The sequence below is a fragment of the Pantoea sp. BR_17 genome, from assembly GCF_041955125.1.
Classification (GTDB): domain Bacteria; phylum Pseudomonadota; class Gammaproteobacteria; order Enterobacterales; family Enterobacteriaceae; genus Pantoea; species Pantoea stewartii.
In genome coordinates this window covers 32,706-49,448 of sequence record NZ_JAVAXT010000016.1, presented here as the reverse complement: position 1 = coordinate 49,448, position 16,743 = coordinate 32,706, and the positions used below count along the sequence as shown (strand labels likewise).

Here is a 16,743-nt window from a genome sequence, read left to right as displayed (position 1 = left end):
GTTGCTTACCAGCATTGCCGACCGGCTTTTGCTTCCCTAAACGTGACCATTTTCAACAGTACAAGGCATAAGCGTCACGACATTTTTGCCATTCGGTGAATTTTTTTGGAAAATGACGCACAAATTATCACTCTGCCCGCTTAGCGTCTGTACATGCGAAGTGGCGCAGGTATACTCAGAAGCCTTGTTTTAGCTTATTAGCCCGGTCTGGAGTCGTTACCCCTCATGCAAGAAATTATGCAGTTTGCAAGCAATCACCCCATCCTGAGTCTGGCATGGGTCGTTTTACTTATACTGGTGATTGTGACCACCGTTAAAGGGATGTTCTCTAAAGTAAAAACGATCAGTCGAGGCGAAGCAACCCGACTTATTAACAAAGAGGATGCGGTGGTGGTAGACGTGCGTTCGCGCGACGATTACCGCAAGGGGCATATTTCGGGCGCGGTCAACGTCGCTGCAGCTGATATCAAGAAAGGCAGTTTTGGCGAGCTGGAAAAGCATAAAACACAGCCCATAATTGTGGTATGCGCTACCGGGCAGAGCGCGGCCGATCCTGCTGCACATCTGAGCGCGGCAGGTTTCAATCAGGTGAGCGTGCTCAAAGACGGTATTAGCGGTTGGAGCGGCGAAAATCTGCCGTTAGTTCGCGGTAAATAACCATCCTGAGGTCCCTATGGCAAACGTTGAGATTTATACCAAACCAACCTGTCCGTATTGTCATCGCGCAAAAGCGCTGCTGAATGAGAAAGGCGCGGCGTTCCAGGAGATCCCCATTGATGGGGACATGGCAAAACGTGAAGAGATGATTAAGCGCAGCGGCCGCACGACAGTGCCTCAGATCTTTATTGATGGCCAGCATATTGGTGGCTGCGACGATTTGATGGCACTTAACGATCGTCAGGGTTTAGATCCGTTACTTCAGGCGTAGTTTTACGCCAGACATTTTAACTTACAGGACTTAGTCACATGTCAGAACATAACACTAACGAAATGCAATTCCAGATTCAGCGCGTTTACACGAAGGATATTTCTTTTGAAGCGCCCAATGCGCCGCAGGTGTTTCAGAAAGAGTGGGAGCCAGACGTTAAGCTGGATCTGGATACTGCCTCTTCGCAGCTGGCTGATGAAGTGTATGAAGTGGTGCTGCGTGTGACCGTTACGGCAACCGTTGGCGAAGATACCGCTTTCCTGTGTGAAGTTCAGCAGGCAGGTATTTTCACCATCGGTGGCATTGAAGGTACCCAGATGGCGCATTGCCTTGGCGCTTACTGCCCAAATATCCTGTTCCCTTATGCCCGCGAATGCATCACCAGCCTGGTTTCACGTGGTACCTTCCCGCAGCTTAACCTTGCGCCAGTGAACTTTGATGCGCTGTTTATGAATTATCTGCAGCAGCAGCAAGGCGAAGAAGCGCAACATCAGGATGCCTGATGACCACTCACGCTTCGATTAGCGTCATCGGTGCCGGTTCATACGGCACCGCTTTGGCGATTACGCTGGCCCGCAATGGCCACCCGGTGCTGCTGTGGGGGCACAATCCTGCCCATATGGCACAACTTCAGTCCGACCGCTGCAACCGTGCTTTCCTGCCAGATGTAACGTTTCCCGATAATCTGACTGTTGAACCTGACCTGAATACCGTTATAGCCGCCAGCCGCGATTTGTTGGTTGTTGTACCGAGTCATGTTTTCGGCGATGTGCTGACGCAGATAAAGCCCGGTTTACGTGATGACTCACGCATCGTCTGGGCAACGAAAGGACTGGAGAAGGAAACGGGTCGTCTGCTGCAGGATGTTGCCCGCGACATTTTGGGCGAAACGATTCCACTGGCCGTCATCTCCGGCCCCACTTTTGCAAAAGAACTGGCAGCGGGTTTACCAACAGCGATTGCGCTGGCGGCTACTGACGCGCAGTTCGCAGACGATTTACAACAGCGACTGCACTGCGGCAAAAGCTTTCGCGTCTATAACAATCCCGATTTTATTGGGGTTCAACTGGGCGGCGCGGTGAAAAACGTCATTGCTATCGGTGCTGGCATGTCTGATGGCATCGGCTTTGGTGCGAATGCACGCACGGCGTTAATTACGCGCGGGCTGGCCGAGATGAGTCGTCTGGGTGCGGCATTAGGCGCAGATGCCACAACATTTATGGGCATGGCCGGTTTGGGTGATCTGGTGCTGACCTGTACTGATAACCAATCGCGCAATCGCCGTTTTGGCATGATGCTCGGGCAGGGTGAAGATGTCGATAGCGCACAACGCATTATCGGACAAGTTGTAGAAGGCTACAGAAATACCAAAGAAGTCAAAGCGCTGGCTGCACGCACAGGGGTTGAAATGCCTATCACCGAACAGATTTATCAGGTGCTCTATTGCGGAAAACCGGCACGAGATGCAGCATTAAGCCTGCTGGGGCGTTCACGGAAGGACGAAAACAGCACAAACTAAAGCAGGAAGCCAAGCGTCATCACCTGTAGCGCCGGTCAAGGCGCTTTTTTTATCGGGAGAAAACAGCATGTCGTCTGATGAGTTAGAACTGGTCTGGAACAACATTAAGGCAGAAGCACGCGCGCTGGCAGACTGCGAGCCAATGCTGGCCAGCTTTTATCATGCGACATTGCTTAAGCATGAGAATCTGGGCAGCGCCCTGAGCTATATGCTGGCCAATAAGCTGGCGAATCCAATCATGCCTGCTATTGCGATTCGTGAAGTTGTCGAAGAGGCCTACCGAAAAGATCCCTCAATGATTGCTTCCGCTGCCTGCGATATTCAGGCCGTACGCCAGCGCGATCCTGCGGTTGATAAATATTCGACGCCGCTGCTGTATCTGAAAGGTTTTCATGCGCTCCAGGCCCATCGTATCGGGCACTGGCTTTGGAATGAAGGCCGACGCGCTTTAGCCGTTTACCTGCAAAATGAAGTGTCCGTTTCCTTTGCTGTGGACATTCATCCGGCCGCAAAAATTGGACACGGGATCATGCTGGATCACGCTACAGGTATTGTGATCGGTGAAACGGCCGTCGTGGAAAACGATGTGTCCATCCTGCAGTCGGTGACGCTCGGCGGGACCGGTAAAACCAGCGGCGACCGTCATCCGAAAATTCGCGAAGGCGTCATGATTGGCGCAGGTGCAAAAATTCTGGGCAATATTGAAGTTGGTCGCGGTGCCAAGATTGGTGCTGGCTCTGTTGTGCTGCAACCCATTCCGCCTCACACCACCGCCGCTGGCGTGCCTGCGCGCATCGTTGGCAAGCCCGGCAGTGAAAAGCCGTCCATGGATATGGACCAGCATTTCAGCGGCAATGGCGCAGGTTTTCAGTTTGGTGACGGAATTTAGGACTTAATCAACGCGCCAGCGTAGTCGAGTTGGCGCCAGGCTTCGTATACCACCACGGATACCGCATTTGATAAATTCATACTGCGGCTTTCCGCCCGCATGGGAATCCGTATTTTTTGCTCTGCAGGCAGCGTCTGTAGCACCTCTGCGGGCAAGCCCCGACTCTCTGGACCAAACAGCAGATAATCTCCCTGCTGCCAGGCGACGGCACTGTGCGCGGGCGTCCCCTTCGTTGTCAACGCAAACAGCCGCGCAGGTTGCTCGGTCGTCATGAACGCCTGAAAATCAGCATGGAACTTAATGGCGGTGAACTCGTGGTAATCCAGTCCCGCGCGACGAAGGCGCTTGTCGTCCCAGGCAAAACCCAGCGGTTCGATAAGGTGAAGCTGGAAGCCGGTATTGGCGCACAGGCGAATAATATTACCTGTATTGGGTGGAATTTCTGGTTCAAAGAGTACGATGTTAAGCATAAGGCCCCCGGTAACGAGGGCCGAAGCATAGCAAATTATTGTCTGCCAGAGGAGTAAAGTGGCAGCCAGATTGTCAGACGCAGACCACCCAGTGGGCTGTCATCTGCTTTTACCCAGCCACGATGCTGCTGAATGGCCGTTTCCACAATGGCCAGCCCCAGGCCGGTGCCGCCGGACTCTCGGTCGCGCGCCTCGTCAGTGCGGTAAAACGGTCGGAATATCTGCTCACGATCTTCCGGGCTCACGCCGGGACCATCGTCGTCAACGTGAACGGTAATGCCTGCAATATCAACGGAAAAACTGACGCTGATATGGGTATGAGAGTAGCGCAACGCATTCCGCACGATATTCTCCAGCGCACTTTCAAGCGCATGGGGGTTACCATACAAAGGCCATGGCCCCGGAGGATAAGGGATCTCCAGTGTCTTACCCATTTGTTCCGCTTCAAATCGGGCGTCTTCCAGCACGCCGTTCCACAGCTGATTTGCCTTCATGGCCTCGCTGACCAGCGCGTTCTTATGCTGGGTCCTCGACAGCACCAGTAGGTCATTAATCATGCCATCGAGGCGTTGTGCTTCCGTCTCTATACGTTCCAGCTCTTTGCCTTCACCATGACGGCGGCGCAGCAGGGCGGTCGCCAGCTGTAATCGCGTTAGCGGCGTGCGTAATTCGTGGCTGATATCAGACAGTAAGCGCTGCTGACCGTTCATCATCCGTTCCAGCGCACTGACCATCTGGTTAAAGCTGGAACCTGCCGCCAGAAATTCCTGTGGGCCTGATTCCAGTTCAGGATGCTGGCGCAGATTACCGCTGGCGACTTCGTCCGCGGCATATTTAAGTTTCCGTGCAGGACGCGCCAGGCTCCACGCCAGCCACAACAGAAGCGGTGAGCTAATCAGCATGGTAACAATGAGCAGCAGCAAAGGGCGATCAAACAACAGATTAATAAAATCCAGCTGAGAGCTGCTGGCGGGGCGGATCAGATACAGCTGATAGTTATCCTCTCCATCCCGGACGGCGAAAGGACCTACCATCTCTACCCGGCCATATTTCTTCTTCTGTGGGTGATCGGCGTTATCTGACTGACCGATGAAGTTACGAATGACCTGCATTTCATTATGCTGTGCGCCGATGACCCGGCCTTCACTGGTGACCAGGAGCAAACGTTGGCCGGGTGGAGCCCACTTCTCAATAGCGCGAAATAAGCGCCGCCACCACATCAAATCATTAGGCGGATCGCGTGACAGCTCGGCTTCAACGTGCTGCTCGATCATCGTGCCCTGGCGCTGCTCGCTTTCCAGCAGCGCCGTCATCTGGCGTGAATCAAGCTTGGGTACCATGAGCACCAGCATCAATACCAGTGCCAGCGTCAGCCAGAAAATAGCAAAGATGCGGGTAGTCAAACTGCCTATCATGATGCCGAAACCATCAAATAACCGCGGCCACGTAAGGTCTTGAACCACGGATGCCCATCGCGACGTTCAGGGAGTTTACGGCGCAGGTTCGAGATGTGCATATCGATGGCACGGTCAAAAGGCGTCAGGCGTTTACCCAGCACCTCCTGGCTAAGATGCTCGCGCGAGACAACCTGACCTAAATGCTGAGCCAAAAGGTACAACAGGGTGAATTCTGTGCCGGTGAGATCCAGCGTTTCGTTATCGAAACTGGCTTCCTGACGGCCCGGGTTCAGGCGCAGGCAGTCCACTTCCAGCGTAGGTGAGCTGTTATCGTGCTGCTGCTGTTGTTCGCTCCAGTTCGAACGGCGCAGGATAGCGCGTATGCGCGCAACCAGCTCCCGATCGTTAAAGGGCTTAGGCAGATAGTCATCGGCGCCCAGCTCAAGGCCCAGCACACGATCAAGCTCGCTTCCGCGGGCGGTAAGCATAATCACAGGTGTTTGATACTGCTGGCGTAATTCTTTCAGGGTGTCGATACCGTTTTTCTTGGGCATCATGACATCCAGTAAAAGCAAATCAATTGAGTTATCGAGCAGATTCAGTGCTTGCTCACCATCGCTGGCAACCACCACTTCAAACCCTTCCATTTCTAACAGTTCTTTTAAAAGCGAAGTCAATTCGCGGTCATCATCTACCAACAGGATTTTATTCATTTTTGTAGCCCTCCGCAGGCAAAATAGCGTGTTCCTATGATACCAATCCATCGCTTTACGTACTTTTACACCCCCTGACGGATGTTTGCAGCTATCGCCGTACACTGGCTATCGTTGAATCGCAAAACAGAACGAACTGGAGTAAACGATGCGCAAATTAACCGCCGTCGTTCTTGCCTCAGCGATGGTTCTCAGTCACGCCAGCGCAGGAGCAGCAGAGTCGATGGCGCTTGACGAGGTGCATCACGGCGGATTTACGACAGGCAGTATGACGCAAAATTCGCAAAGTCACATGTTCGACGGCATTGAGTTGACGGAACATCAACGACAACAAATGCGTGACCTTATGCAGCAAGCCCGACATGACCGTCCGGCAACGAATATTGATGATATCGCAGCTATGCACGATTTGGTGACGGCAGATAAATTTAACGAAGCGGCCATACGTGACAAGGCAGAGGCCATCGCCAAAGTTCAGGTTGAACAGCAAGTTGAGATGGCGAGAGTGCGTAATCAGATGTACCACCTGTTAACGCCCGAGCAGCAGGCCGCGTTACAGAAGAATTATGAGCAGCGCCTGAATGCCATGCGTAAGCTCTCAAGTTTGCAGCCAGCTTCGACGCTGCAACCCGTAAGTCGTACCAGTAGTAACCAGTAGTAACCAGTAGTAAATAGTATCCCTGTTTTCCTTGCCATAGACACATCCCTGTCTTCCCCCTCATGATGAGGGGGTTTTTTTTATCTGTTTTTCGCCATTATTTACTGTAGTTTTACAGTGCGCGAAAAAATGATCTGGACGATTGAATGGCAACGTTTTTTTATTTTTCTTACGCACGCTTTCCTGTCTGTTATTACTGTCTTGCCGATCTGTTTTACAGGTCATGAGTTATTTCCAATCGATTGATAAATATAAAGATTCATTAATTTATTTGTGCATTTTCCTTTCTTTTCAAGGGGCTGTAAATATCCCGCTCCGCTTGCACCTTATCCGGCCTCGCCTACACTTATATTGTCTCAGCAAGGAAGCCGATGCACTTCTGAAATTAACGGAGAGCAGCAACCACATCATGTAGTCCGAATTAATCTATTAATGGAGTAAATTATGGCAGAGCATCGTGGTGGTTCAGGTAATTTCGCAGACAACCCGCAAAAAGCCTCTGAAGCCGGTAAAAAAGGCGGAAAGAGCAGCGGCAACGGCGGCGGCGGTAATTTCAAAAATAACCCCGAAAAAGCCTCCGAAGCGGGCAAGAAAGGCGGCAAAAAATAATTTTGCTGAGCACTGAACCAAATCTGCACGTTGATTTGGCGCTTACTTAGGTAAGCAATCCTTCGCCCCATCGTTACCCGATGGGGCGAAGTCGTATTATCTCTTCCCGTCTTATCCCTCATCACGCTGTCCGAACGGTATCAGTCGGGCGCATCGCCTGCGTCAGTGTTAAACTTAGCCCTTCTCTGCTGTTATTTTACCTCTTCAGTCATGATGTTCATGGAGTGTGGCATGCAGGCTTCGTATGGAAAGTGGGTTAAATCTGCGGCGATTGCGGCGACGCTGCTGGCGACAACCTTGTTAATTATCAAGATTTTTGCCTGGTGGTATACCGGATCGGTTAGCCTGCTGGCTGCCATGGTTGATTCGCTGGTGGACATTGCCGCTTCCCTGACAAACCTGCTGGTGGTGCGCTATTCCCTTCAGCCCGCTGACGCCGATCACACCTTTGGCCACGGTAAAGCGGAATCGCTGGCCGCCCTGGCGCAAAGCATGTTCATTTCAGGTTCGGCACTTTTCCTCTTTCTGACGGGTATTCAGCATCTCGCTTCCCCGAATGAACTGCGATCGCCCGGTATGGGCATTATCGTGACGGTGCTGGCTCTCATTTCGACATTACTGCTGGTGGCTTTCCAGCGCTGGGTCGTACGAAAAACACGCAGTCAGGCGATTCGGGCCGATATGCTGCATTATCAATCCGATGTTTTCATGAACGGGGCAATTTTGGTCGCGCTGGTGTTAACCAGCTACGGATTCGCTCGTGCCGATGCGCTGTTTGCGCTGGGCATTGGCGTGTATATTCTCGTCAGCGCACTTCGGATGGGCTATGAAGCCGTTCAGTCCCTGTTGGACAGAGCCTTACCCGATGAAGAACGACAACATATTATTGCGATTTCATCAAACTGGCCCGGTGTGCAAGGCGTTCATGATGTGCGGACGCGTCAGTCTGGCCCGACGAAATTTATTCAGCTTCACGTAGAGCTGGAAGATCAATTACCGTTAGTGCAGGCACACCGAATCGCCGATCAGGTTGAAAAAGCATTACGCGAAGCCTTTCCCGGGTCGGACGTCATTATTCATCAGGATCCCTGTTCTGTGGTACCGTCAGAGAAACAGGATGCATTCAATTTCTGACGTACAGGAAAGACGTTAGAAAGATGAAAATGACATGCAGCTAACATTGCTAAAAAAATTAGTGAAAAGTTGTCTGACCTGAATCAATTCAGCATCAGGCCTTTGATATACTATCTGCCATCATATGTCGCGCTTACCACATCAGTGTTCATCAGCGTTGCACAGGCCGGATTAACCCTTAGTTTTGAACAATCCAGAGGTTGTCATGATCAAAAAAATTGGTGTACTGACCAGCGGCGGTGACGCCCCAGGCATGAACGCAGCCATTCGCGGTGTAGTTCGCTCCGCATTAAGCGAAGGGCTGGAAGTTTTTGGTATCTATGACGGCTATCAGGGTTTATATGAAGATCGCATGATCAACCTCGACCGCTACAGTGTGTCAGATATGATCAATCGCGGCGGCACGTTCCTGGGTTCTGCACGTTTTCCTGAGTTTCGTAATGATGATGTCCGCCAGGTAGCAATCGAGAACCTGAAAAAGCGGGGCATTGATGCCTTAGTAGTGATCGGTGGCGACGGTTCGTATATGGGGGCCAAGCGGCTCACCGAAATGGGCTTTCCGTGTATCGGTCTGCCAGGCACGATTGACAACGACGTGGCCGGGACAGATTACACCATCGGCTACTTTACGGCGCTGGAAACGGTCGTCGAAGCCATTGACCGCCTGCGTGATACGTCGTCATCGCATCAGCGCATCTCGATTGTTGAAGTCATGGGTCGTTACTGTGGCGACCTGACGCTGGCTGCGGCTATTGCCGGGGGATGTGAATTTATCGTGTTACCTGAGATTCCTTACACTCGTGAGGAGCTGGTGGCAGAGATTAAAGCCGGTATTGCGAAAGGTAAAAAGCACGCGATCGTAGCTATTACGGAGCACATCTGTGATATCGACGACCTGGCGCGTTTCATCGAAACAGAAACCAAACGCGAAACGCGCGCCACGGTACTTGGTCATATCCAGCGCGGCGGCGCGCCCTGCGCTTATGACCGCATTCTTGCGTCGCGCATGGGTGCCTATTCGATTGAGTTGCTGATGCAGGGCTACGGTGGCCGGTGTGTAGGTATCCAGAATGACAAGATGGTCCATCACGATATCATTGATGCCATTGAAAATATGAAACGTCCCTTTAAGCGTGACTGGATGGATACGGCTAAGCAGCTGTACTAAGTATTACCGGGCATGCTTAACGGCATGCCCTTGTGCCTTCCTCATATTCCCCAAAGTTATAACCGCTTATTTTTAATTCTTTTAGCTATAATCACGTTTATGTCACGCTTGTCTCATCATGAATGGGGAGAGTGCGCAATGAATAAATGGGCCGTGGGTTTAGGGTTGTTACTGGCATCTGGCAGTGTTCTGGCGAAGGATATTCAGCTGCTAAACGTTTCTTATGATCCTACCCGGGAACTCTACGAGCAGTACAACAAGGCCTTTAGCGCGCACTACAAACAGGAAACGGGCGACAACGTGGTCATCCGCCAGTCGCACGGCGGTTCAGGTAAACAGGCGACTTCTGTCATCAACGGTATTCGTGCTGATGTGGTGACGCTGGCGCTGCAGTCGGATGTTGATGCAATTGCTGATCGCGGTCGCATTGATAAAGACTGGATTAAACGTCTGCCCGACAACTCCGCGCCTTATACCTCCACGATTGTCTTTTTGGTGCGTAAAGGCAATCCTAAAGGCATCCATGACTGGAGCGATCTTATCAAGCCCGGCGTTTCGGTGATTACTCCAAATCCTAAAACGTCAGGCGGCGCTCGCTGGAATTACCTGGCTGCCTGGGGCTGGGCACTGGATCATAACAACGGCGATCAGGCAAAAGCACAGCGTTACGTGAAAGATCTGTTTAAGCATGTTGAAGTGCAGGATTCCGGTGCGCGCGGCGCAACCAATACCTTTGTAGAGCGTGGTATTGGTGATGTCCTGATCGCCTGGGAAAACGAAGCCTACCTGGCGGTCAATAAACTGGGTAAAGACAAATTTGAAATTGTGACGCCAAGTGAATCGATTCTCGCGGAGCCAACTGTGTCCGTCGTGGATAAGGTGGTCGATGAGAAGGGAACGCGTCAGGTGGCGGAAGCCTATCTGAAATATCTCTACTCGACGGAAGGGCAGACGATTGCGGCTGAAAACTATTATCGTCCGCGCAATGAAGAGGTCGCGAAGAAGTTCGCCAGTACGTTTGCGCCGGTAAAACTGTTTACCATCGACGATAAGTTTGGCGGCTGGGCGAAGGCGCAAAAAACGCACTTCGCTGATGGCGGCACCTATGATCAGATCATGAAGCCGTAATCCTTACCGGTTATTCTTGAAGCCAGCGGAAACGCTGGTTTTTTTATGCGTGACATTTACGCGCTGTCAGGTGAGGATGCGAATGAAAACAGTCAGGGGAAGATAACAATGCAGGCAAATCGTCGGGCCTTCATCATCATTGCGCTTCTGCTGGTATTGATTGGCGCAGGGATCCTGGTTGCGGCTACGCATGTTAAAACGAATGCGGATGCGCTTTGGCAAATCGTCAGTGAAAAGTGTCTGCCCGATCAGCTCACGCATGGTCAACCCGCGCCGTGTCAGCACGTTGATCTGCAGCACCGCTACGCGCTGTTGAAAGACCGAAACGGCCCCCTTCAGTATCTGCTCATCCCCATTGATAAAATCACCGGAATCGAAAGCCCACAGTTGCTCCGTTCAGACACGCCGAATTATTTTGACCTGTCCTGGCAGGACAGAGGCGTCGTGGCGCAAAAATATGGCAAGCCCATCAACGACAGTGTGCTGTCACTGGCCATCAATTCCCAGTACGGCCGTACCCAGAATCAGCTTCATATTCATCTTTCATGCCTTCGGCCTGATGTGAGAAAGCAACTGGATGCGCTGACACCCACGTTCACACCGAAATGGAAAGCCGTCACCTTTCTCAGTCATCCTTATCACGTGCGTACGCTGAGTGAAGCCGAGCTGGCAGAGCAAAGCGTATTTATCCGTCTGGCCGCTGAGATACCGCATGCACGCGATCAGATGGGCCGCTACGGCCTCGCGTTAGCGCGCTTGTCTGATGGGCGGTTGATACTGATGGCAGTGGAGCGCAACTGGCTGTTGTTAAATAAAGGTTCCGCTGAGGAAGTGCAGGATCACGACTGCGCGTTACTGCAACCCATAAAAAAAGCGGCCTGATTTGGCCGCTCAGAATGGACTAAGCGCCAGGTCAGCCTTGTTTGGCTGCCGCGGCTGCTTTAACGATGACCGCAAATGCATCGGCTTTCAGTGACGCACCGCCAACCAGGGCACCGTCAATGTCCGGCTGCGTAAACAGCTCGGCTGCATTTTTATCGTTGACTGAACCACCGTACTGAATAATCACTTGCTCAGCGACAGCAGCATCTTTTTTCGCGATATGGTCACGAATGAATTTGTGAACGGCCTGCGCCTGCGCTGGGGTGGCTGATTTACCCGTGCCAATCGCCCAGACGGGTTCGTAGGCGATAACCGCATCTTTAAATGCTTCGGCACCCTGAGTGGTCAGTACAGCATCAAGCTGACGTGCACACACTTCTTCGGTTTTGCCTGCTTCATTTTCGGCTTCGGTTTCGCCGATGCACAGAACCGGCACCAGCCCCGCTGCTTTTAAGACGGCAAATTTTTTCGCAATGAATTCATCGCTTTCTTTATGGTAAGTGCGGCGTTCTGAGTGGCCAATGATGATGTACTTCGCGCCAATATCTTTCAGCATCTCAGCGGAAATCTCGCCGGTAAATGCGCCAGACAGGTTTACATCAACGTTTTGAGCACCCAGTGCAATATGGCTACCGGAGACAGCATGTTTAGCCTGATCAAGATAGAGCGCAGGGGGGGCAATAGCAACGCCACAGCCTCCCACGCCCGACAGTTCTTTGCGCAGACCGTCGATCAGTTCGGCTGTCATATGCTTGCTGCCATTCAACTTCCAGTTACCCATAACCAGTGGATGTCGCATTCTATCCTCCGCATAACGCGATACATGAAATGGCGCTGCCCTGGGGCAACGTTGTCTGCCAGACAGTATAGAGATCAAATAATGCCATGGCTTTGCTTTTCGTCATTTTTGCCCCGTCCATCAAGGCGTAGCCAGCGCCAGTTTTACCGGCTCAATGGCAAAGGTGAGTCCTTTATCCCCGTTATCTGAAACCACGAAACGCAGTGCGCCTTCAACGTGCTCATAGTATCGTGAGCCTTTACCGGCTTTAAGCAGCGTTTCCAGCTTTTTTCGCCCTTCTTCCTGCGTGAGTCCCGGCACAAAAAAACGTAACATGGCGGTCATATAATCAAGCGCCTTAGCCTGCGAGGCACTCTGGTCAGGCCCCGGAATCGGCAGCCACGTGATCTGCAACGTTTTGATTTTGCCCGTGCCCGGCTCAAGCGCCGTAGAAGAATAAAGGGTTTCATTAATTTTGGTGGCGGCGCGTGTCAGATCGCTCTTTTCATCGCGCGTATCAATGGCACTGTATTCCCTGAGCGGCAATTGGGGATTGGCCAGGTTGTATTTTTCACGAAACTGGCCAATGGTCATGTCCAGCGTGGGTGCGCCCGGTAACAGATAGGGGGCGGTTGGCATGTGTTCAGCCTTGTCGAGGGGTTGCGGATCGGCGGCAAATACCGGAACCGTCAGCGCGACGCTCAGCAACAGTACGCCTGGCAAATTCTTCATTTTGTCGGCTCTGACCAATAAACTCGATGCCAAATTAGAACGGTTTTTATCTTCAAGGTCAAAAGTGTGCAGCGTAAAATTTTGTCTAAGGAAAGTGCATGATAATCCAGCAATGGTTTTTCTCTTTTCGCGGGCGCGTAGGGCGTCGGGATTTTTGGCTCTGGCAGGCAATCTGGGTACTGCTAACCAGCCTGCTGTTTTTCCTGGCAGGTAACGATCTGCTGGACACACAGATGGCTGCGTTTGGCATCGTCTGCTTATTGTGGCCTGCCAGCGCGATTGTGGTTAAACGCCTGCACGATCGCGATCGCCGGGGCTACTGGGCCCTGCTGCTGATTGCCGCCTGGCTACTGATGGCGGGCAACTGGAGCATGACGGGAGAGGTGTTACAGTGGCTCATCGGGCGCGTACTGCCCTTTATTATCCTGGCCGGATTGATTCTGGATCTGGGGGTGTTTCGTGGCACCGTCGGCGACAACCGCTTTGGTGCCGCGCCGGTGCCCTTGCGTCTGAAACGCGCGCCTTACCAGTAGTTTTCGCTGGTGATATGGCCGGGTTTGCGCTTAAGGTGCTTACGCATACCGCGCGTCTCTTTCAGTAACTGCTGCGTATCACGTACCATCTGTGGATTGCCACAAACCATGACATGGCTGGTCTCTGCGTCAATGGTTAACCCTGCTGCCTGCTCCAGCTTGCCATTCTCAATCAGGGCCGGAATGCGTCCCGTCAGCGACCCCAGACTTTCCTCACGGCTGACAACCGTGATGATCTGCAACTTACCGTTATAGATTTGCTGGAGTTGCTGCATCAGCGGTAAAAAGCTCAGGTCGGCGGCATAACGGGCGGCATGGACCAGGACGATATTATCGAAGCGATCCAGGCCTTCGCCCTGTTGCAGGATCGACAGGTAAGGGCCCACGGCGGTACCGGTCGCCAGCATCCATAATGTTTGACACTCAGGGACTTCATCCAGAATAAAAAAGCCCGCCGCATCTTTGGTGATCATCACCTGATCACCGGGGCGCAGCGCCTGCAGATGCGGGCTTAATTTGCCGTCGGGTACGGTGACTAAGTAGAACTCAAGCAGGTCGTCATTGGGTGCATTGACGTAAGAGTAAGCTCGCTGCACACGTTCGCCCTCAATTTCGAGTGCCAGTTTTGCGTACTGTCCGGCATGGAAGGGGGCAATCGGTGCCTTAACCCGCAGGCTAAACAGCGCATCGGTCCAGTTTTTCACTTCCTTCACTTGCGCATTGATCCACTCGGCCATAGTGACTCCTTAAGCGTTGATAGTCAGGCGGATAAACATCTTCGCTACTGCTCTGACAGATTACCAGTCGGTAACGGGGCAAAGGCTCTAATCGACAAACTGTAATATTAAGTTTACATCCTGGTTGCATTTATTGACGTGAATGGCGCACCCACTTTGTGTGAATCACTCGCTTTGTCACGTAATCCTGATATTTTCCTGCCACAACCTGTTTCAGCCGTTAGTTGTGCTGTTTAAACGTTCCTTTTCATACAGAATTTTTGTTCAATGATGATGAAGAAGATAGAAAATCGCCCGTTGTTGATCATGCTCATCGCATTGGTCGCAGTAGGACAGATGGCTCAGACCATTTATGTGCCGGCAATGGCGGCAATGGCGGACGCACTGCAGGTGCGTAACGGCATGATGCAACATGTCATGGCGGCCTATTTAATGACCTATGGTGGATCGCAGCTGATCTATGGCCCGTTGTCTGACAGCGTAGGACGCCGTCCGGTGATCCTGGCGGGCATGGCGATCTTTATGATCGGATCAATGATCGCCTTACTGGCTTCATCACTGGATATGCTGGTCATTGGCAGTGCGATTCAGGGCGCGGGCACTGGCGTGGCCGGGGTGATGGCGCGGACCATGCCGCGCGACCTCTATAATGGCCATGCGTTACGTCAGGCGAACAGCTGGCTCAACATGGGCGTGCTTGCCAGCCCGTTAGTCGCGCCAGTGATTGGCGCAGCGTTGACACAACTGTTTGGCTGGCATGCCTGTTTCGCTTTTTTACTGCTGTTATGCATGATCGTGACGGTGACTATGGCGTGCTGGTTGCCGGAAACACGCCCGGTCAGCGCCGAAGTAACGCCGTTCCTTAAACGTTACATTCGTCTGTTACGCGATGCGAATTTTGTCCGCTATCTGGTACTGCTGATTGGTGCGCTGTCAGGCATTGCCGTCTTTGAGGCCAGCTGTGGTGTGCTGCTGGGCGGCGTACTGGGTCTGAACAGTTTTACCGTCAGTATCTTGTTCATTCTGCCCATCCCGGCCGCCTTCTTTGGGGCATGGTTTGCCGGGCGTGAGCAGCGTTCCTGGCACAGCCTGATGTGGTTTGGCGTCAACAGTTGCCTGCTGGCAGCAGTGCTGATGTGGGTGCCTGCCTGGTTTGGCATCATGACTATCTGGACGTTATTGATACCGGCATCGCTGTTCTTCTTTGGCGCGGGGATGCTGTTTCCCCTGGCGACATCGGGTGCCATGGAACCCTATGCCTGGCTGGCAGGAAGCGCGGGTGCATTGATTGGTGGTATGCAGAACCTGGGGTCCGGGCTGGTCGCTTCTTTGTCGGCGTTGATGCCACAGCGCGATCAGTTCAGTCTTGGCATGCTGATGTTCGTCACGGCGCTGGTGATGCTGCTCTGCTGGCTACCGCTTTCGCGCCAGCCAGCAGGTGACAATCAGGCGGTTACAGGATAAAAGGGTGCAGAGCTGGATCTTTACGGTCGAGATAATGTACAGACTGAATGCGGCGAATCGTGCGCGATTTGCCGCGTATTAACAGCGTTTCGCTGGTGGCCATATTGCCCTGACGAGTAATACCTTTCAGCAGGTCGCCGCTGGTGATGCCGGTAGCCGCAAAAACGACATTATCATTGCGCGCCATCGTCTGAAGTGGCAGGACCTTTCCTGCTTCGATTCCCATACCAGCACACCGTTTCAGCTCATATTCGCCAATGCGGCGGTTTTCCTCCGTGTCACCTTTCACATGGTGACGTGCCAGTAATCTGCCTTGCATATCACCATCCAGCGCACGGATAACGGCGGCTGAAACCACGCCTTCAGGCGCGCCGCCAATCCCGTACATCACGTCAACTTCACTGTCCGGCATACAGGTCAGTATGGATGCCGCAACGTCGCCATCGGGAAAGGCAAAAATGCGTACGCCCAGCGCTTTAAGCTGTTGGATGACAGCGTCATGGCGCGGCTTGGCCAGAATCGATACGGTGAGCTCTGAGAGCGGTTTATTCATGGCGATCGCGATATTACGCAGGTTAAGCTCAAGCGGTTGATCCAGATTTATATGGCCGCGCGCCGCCGGACCCACGATAAGCTTCTCCATATACATGTCAGGCGCATGAAGAAAGGTGCCTTTATCGCCTACGGCCATGACGGCAAGCGCATTGGCTTGTCCCATCGCCGTCATGCGTGTGCCTTCAATGGGATCGACCGCAATATCTACCGCGTCACCCTGGCCGGTTCCCACTTTCTCGCCGATATAAAGCATCGGGGCTTCGTCGATTTCCCCTTCGCCAATCACAATCTGGCCATCGATCTGGATGGTATTTAAGACGTGACGCATGGCATGGACCGCCGCACCGTCGGCCGCGTTTTTGTCGCCGCGTCCTAACCATTTATAGCCTGCCAGCGCGGCAGCTTCGGTTACGCGGGAAAATTCAATGGCAAGTTCTCGTTTCATTGTA

20 protein-coding genes are annotated in these 16,743 nt (G+C 52.7%); 13 read left to right on the top strand and 7 right to left on the bottom strand.

Translation table 11 applies throughout. The annotated features are described in order from the left end of the window. Positions 1-225: 225 nt before the first annotated feature. From RAC60_RS20380 to cysE, 5 genes are all read left to right on the top strand, one after another. Positions 226-657, top strand: a complete 432-nt coding sequence (locus tag RAC60_RS20380; protein WP_006121275.1) for a rhodanese-like domain-containing protein — start codon at positions 226-228, stop codon at positions 655-657. Between the two features lie 16 nt (positions 658-673). Further along, positions 674-928 (top strand): glutaredoxin 3, encoded by a 255-nt coding sequence (gene grxC / locus RAC60_RS20375; protein ID WP_033738087.1) that lies wholly within the window; start codon positions 674-676, stop codon positions 926-928. Between the two features lie 38 nt (positions 929-966). Further along, positions 967-1,431 carry a protein-export chaperone SecB gene (gene secB, locus RAC60_RS20370; protein ID WP_006121277.1) on the top strand — a complete coding sequence of 155 codons (465 nt, stop codon included), beginning with the start codon at positions 967-969 and terminating at the stop codon, positions 1,429-1,431. Further along, positions 1,431-2,447: an NAD(P)H-dependent glycerol-3-phosphate dehydrogenase gene (gpsA, locus tag RAC60_RS20365; RefSeq protein ID WP_006121279.1), complete on the top strand. Its 1,017-nt coding sequence runs from the start codon at positions 1,431-1,433 to the stop codon at positions 2,445-2,447. Before secB ends, gpsA begins: the two co-directional genes overlap by 1 nt. 67 nt (positions 2,448-2,514) lie before the next feature. Further along, on the top strand, positions 2,515-3,336 hold the full coding sequence (gene cysE / locus RAC60_RS20360; RefSeq protein ID WP_006121280.1) for a serine O-acetyltransferase: 822 nt from the start codon (positions 2,515-2,517) through the stop codon (positions 3,334-3,336). Here the strand turns inward: cysE and trmL are convergent. Genes trmL through cpxR form a run of 3 tightly spaced genes read right to left on the bottom strand, consistent with a single transcriptional unit; the run spans position 3,333 to position 5,916 of the window. Next, complete coding sequence (trmL, locus tag RAC60_RS20355; protein WP_006121281.1) at positions 3,333-3,806, bottom strand: tRNA (uridine(34)/cytosine(34)/5-carboxymethylaminomethyluridine(34)-2'-O)-methyltransferase TrmL; 474 nt, start codon at positions 3,804-3,806, stop codon at positions 3,333-3,335. The genes cysE and trmL overlap by 4 nt on opposite strands. A gap of 35 nt (positions 3,807-3,841) precedes the next feature. Beyond that, the gene (cpxA, locus tag RAC60_RS20350; RefSeq protein ID WP_058701579.1) at positions 3,842-5,221 is read right to left on the bottom strand and encodes an envelope stress sensor histidine kinase CpxA; all 1,380 of its coding nucleotides are present in this window, start codon (positions 5,219-5,221) and stop codon (positions 3,842-3,844) included. Continuing rightward, a complete protein-coding gene (gene cpxR, locus RAC60_RS20345) occupies positions 5,218-5,916 on the bottom strand; it encodes an envelope stress response regulator transcription factor CpxR (protein WP_006121283.1) in 699 nt (232 codons plus the stop codon). The genes cpxA and cpxR overlap by 4 nt, the downstream gene beginning before the upstream one ends. Positions 5,917-6,064: 148 nt before the next feature. Here cpxR and cpxP point away from each other — a divergent pair, with 148 nt between their 5' ends. The 6 genes from cpxP to RAC60_RS20315 all read left to right on the top strand — a co-directional run bounded on the left by cpxP (position 6,065) and on the right by RAC60_RS20315 (position 11,495). Beyond that, positions 6,065-6,574 (top strand): cell-envelope stress modulator CpxP, encoded by a 510-nt coding sequence (gene cpxP, locus RAC60_RS20340; protein ID WP_033738090.1) that lies wholly within the window; start codon positions 6,065-6,067, stop codon positions 6,572-6,574. A gap of 444 nt (positions 6,575-7,018) precedes the next feature. After that, positions 7,019-7,183, top strand: a complete 165-nt coding sequence (locus RAC60_RS20335; RefSeq protein WP_028723167.1) for a KGG domain-containing protein — start codon at positions 7,019-7,021, stop codon at positions 7,181-7,183. 231 nt (positions 7,184-7,414) lie between these two features. Further along, positions 7,415-8,317: a CDF family cation-efflux transporter FieF gene (fieF, locus tag RAC60_RS20330; protein WP_006121287.1), complete on the top strand. Its 903-nt coding sequence runs from the start codon at positions 7,415-7,417 to the stop codon at positions 8,315-8,317. 205 nt (positions 8,318-8,522) lie between these two features. After that, entirely contained in the window at positions 8,523-9,485 is a 963-nt protein-coding gene (gene pfkA / locus RAC60_RS20325; protein WP_006121288.1) for a 6-phosphofructokinase, read from the top strand. Between the two features lie 138 nt (positions 9,486-9,623). Then, the gene (locus RAC60_RS20320) at positions 9,624-10,613 is read left to right on the top strand and encodes a sulfate ABC transporter substrate-binding protein (RefSeq protein WP_033738094.1); all 990 of its coding nucleotides are present in this window, start codon (positions 9,624-9,626) and stop codon (positions 10,611-10,613) included. Positions 10,614-10,721: 108 nt separating this feature from the next. Beyond that, positions 10,722-11,495, top strand: coding sequence for a CDP-diacylglycerol diphosphatase (locus RAC60_RS20315; protein ID WP_058701586.1), 774 nt, complete (start codon positions 10,722-10,724; stop codon positions 11,493-11,495). Positions 11,496-11,526: 31 nt separating this feature from the next. Here the strand turns inward: RAC60_RS20315 and tpiA are convergent, their stop codons facing one another. Then, positions 11,527-12,294, bottom strand: a complete 768-nt coding sequence (gene tpiA, locus RAC60_RS20310) for a triose-phosphate isomerase (protein WP_058701580.1) — start codon at positions 12,292-12,294, stop codon at positions 11,527-11,529. A 120-nt stretch (positions 12,295-12,414) separates the two neighbouring features. Then, positions 12,415-13,005 (bottom strand): DUF1454 family protein, encoded by a 591-nt coding sequence (locus tag RAC60_RS20305; protein WP_006121292.1) that lies wholly within the window; start codon positions 13,003-13,005, stop codon positions 12,415-12,417. A gap of 98 nt (positions 13,006-13,103) precedes the next feature. On the opposite strand from RAC60_RS20305, the gene RAC60_RS20300 reads away from it, so the two are divergent. Next, positions 13,104-13,538 carry a DUF805 domain-containing protein gene (locus RAC60_RS20300; RefSeq protein WP_006121293.1) on the top strand — a complete coding sequence of 145 codons (435 nt, stop codon included), beginning with the start codon at positions 13,104-13,106 and terminating at the stop codon, positions 13,536-13,538. On the opposite strand, the gene fpr is transcribed toward RAC60_RS20300, so the two are convergent. Beyond that, complete coding sequence (fpr, locus tag RAC60_RS20295) at positions 13,529-14,275, bottom strand: ferredoxin--NADP(+) reductase (protein WP_054632881.1); 747 nt, start codon at positions 14,273-14,275, stop codon at positions 13,529-13,531. The genes RAC60_RS20300 and fpr overlap by 10 nt on opposite strands. 270 nt (positions 14,276-14,545) lie before the next feature. Here fpr and emrD point away from each other — a divergent pair, with 270 nt between their 5' ends. Continuing rightward, positions 14,546-15,739: a multidrug efflux MFS transporter EmrD gene (gene emrD, locus RAC60_RS20290; RefSeq protein WP_269751336.1), complete on the top strand. Its 1,194-nt coding sequence runs from the start codon at positions 14,546-14,548 to the stop codon at positions 15,737-15,739. Here the strand turns inward: emrD and glpX are convergent. Beyond that, entirely contained in the window at positions 15,729-16,739 is a 1,011-nt protein-coding gene (glpX, locus tag RAC60_RS20285; RefSeq protein WP_006121296.1) for a class II fructose-bisphosphatase, read from the bottom strand. The two genes, emrD and glpX, sit on opposite strands and share 11 nt — an antisense overlap. Positions 16,740-16,743: the final 4 nt, after the last annotated feature.

Excerpts from the sequence above, each read along its gene's own strand:
- RAC60_RS20380 (WP_006121275.1), top strand. The coding sequence starts at position 226 with ATGCAAGAAATTATGCAGTTTGCAAGCAATCACCCCATCCTGAGTCTG.
- grxC (WP_033738087.1), top strand. The coding sequence starts at position 674 with ATGGCAAACGTTGAGATTTATACCAAACCAACCTGTCCGTATTGTCAT.
- secB (WP_006121277.1), top strand. The coding sequence starts at position 967 with ATGTCAGAACATAACACTAACGAAATGCAATTCCAGATTCAGCGCGTT.
- gpsA (WP_006121279.1), top strand. The coding sequence starts at position 1,431 with ATGACCACTCACGCTTCGATTAGCGTCATCGGTGCCGGTTCATACGGC.
- cysE (WP_006121280.1), top strand. The coding sequence starts at position 2,515 with ATGTCGTCTGATGAGTTAGAACTGGTCTGGAACAACATTAAGGCAGAA.
- trmL (WP_006121281.1), bottom strand. The coding sequence starts at position 3,806 with ATGCTTAACATCGTACTCTTTGAACCAGAAATTCCACCCAATACAGGT.
- cpxA (WP_058701579.1), bottom strand. The coding sequence starts at position 5,221 with ATGATAGGCAGTTTGACTACCCGCATCTTTGCTATTTTCTGGCTGACG.
- cpxR (WP_006121283.1), bottom strand. The coding sequence starts at position 5,916 with ATGAATAAAATCCTGTTGGTAGATGATGACCGCGAATTGACTTCGCTT.
- cpxP (WP_033738090.1), top strand. The coding sequence starts at position 6,065 with ATGCGCAAATTAACCGCCGTCGTTCTTGCCTCAGCGATGGTTCTCAGT.
- RAC60_RS20335 (WP_028723167.1), top strand. The coding sequence starts at position 7,019 with ATGGCAGAGCATCGTGGTGGTTCAGGTAATTTCGCAGACAACCCGCAA.
- fieF (WP_006121287.1), top strand. The coding sequence starts at position 7,415 with ATGCAGGCTTCGTATGGAAAGTGGGTTAAATCTGCGGCGATTGCGGCG.
- pfkA (WP_006121288.1), top strand. The coding sequence starts at position 8,523 with ATGATCAAAAAAATTGGTGTACTGACCAGCGGCGGTGACGCCCCAGGC.
- RAC60_RS20320 (WP_033738094.1), top strand. The coding sequence starts at position 9,624 with ATGAATAAATGGGCCGTGGGTTTAGGGTTGTTACTGGCATCTGGCAGT.
- RAC60_RS20315 (WP_058701586.1), top strand. The coding sequence starts at position 10,722 with ATGCAGGCAAATCGTCGGGCCTTCATCATCATTGCGCTTCTGCTGGTA.
- tpiA (WP_058701580.1), bottom strand. The coding sequence starts at position 12,294 with ATGCGACATCCACTGGTTATGGGTAACTGGAAGTTGAATGGCAGCAAG.
- RAC60_RS20305 (WP_006121292.1), bottom strand. The coding sequence starts at position 13,005 with ATGAAGAATTTGCCAGGCGTACTGTTGCTGAGCGTCGCGCTGACGGTT.
- RAC60_RS20300 (WP_006121293.1), top strand. The coding sequence starts at position 13,104 with ATGATAATCCAGCAATGGTTTTTCTCTTTTCGCGGGCGCGTAGGGCGT.
- fpr (WP_054632881.1), bottom strand. The coding sequence starts at position 14,275 with ATGGCCGAGTGGATCAATGCGCAAGTGAAGGAAGTGAAAAACTGGACC.
- emrD (WP_269751336.1), top strand. The coding sequence starts at position 14,546 with ATGATGAAGAAGATAGAAAATCGCCCGTTGTTGATCATGCTCATCGCA.
- glpX (WP_006121296.1), bottom strand. The coding sequence starts at position 16,739 with ATGAAACGAGAACTTGCCATTGAATTTTCCCGCGTAACCGAAGCTGCC.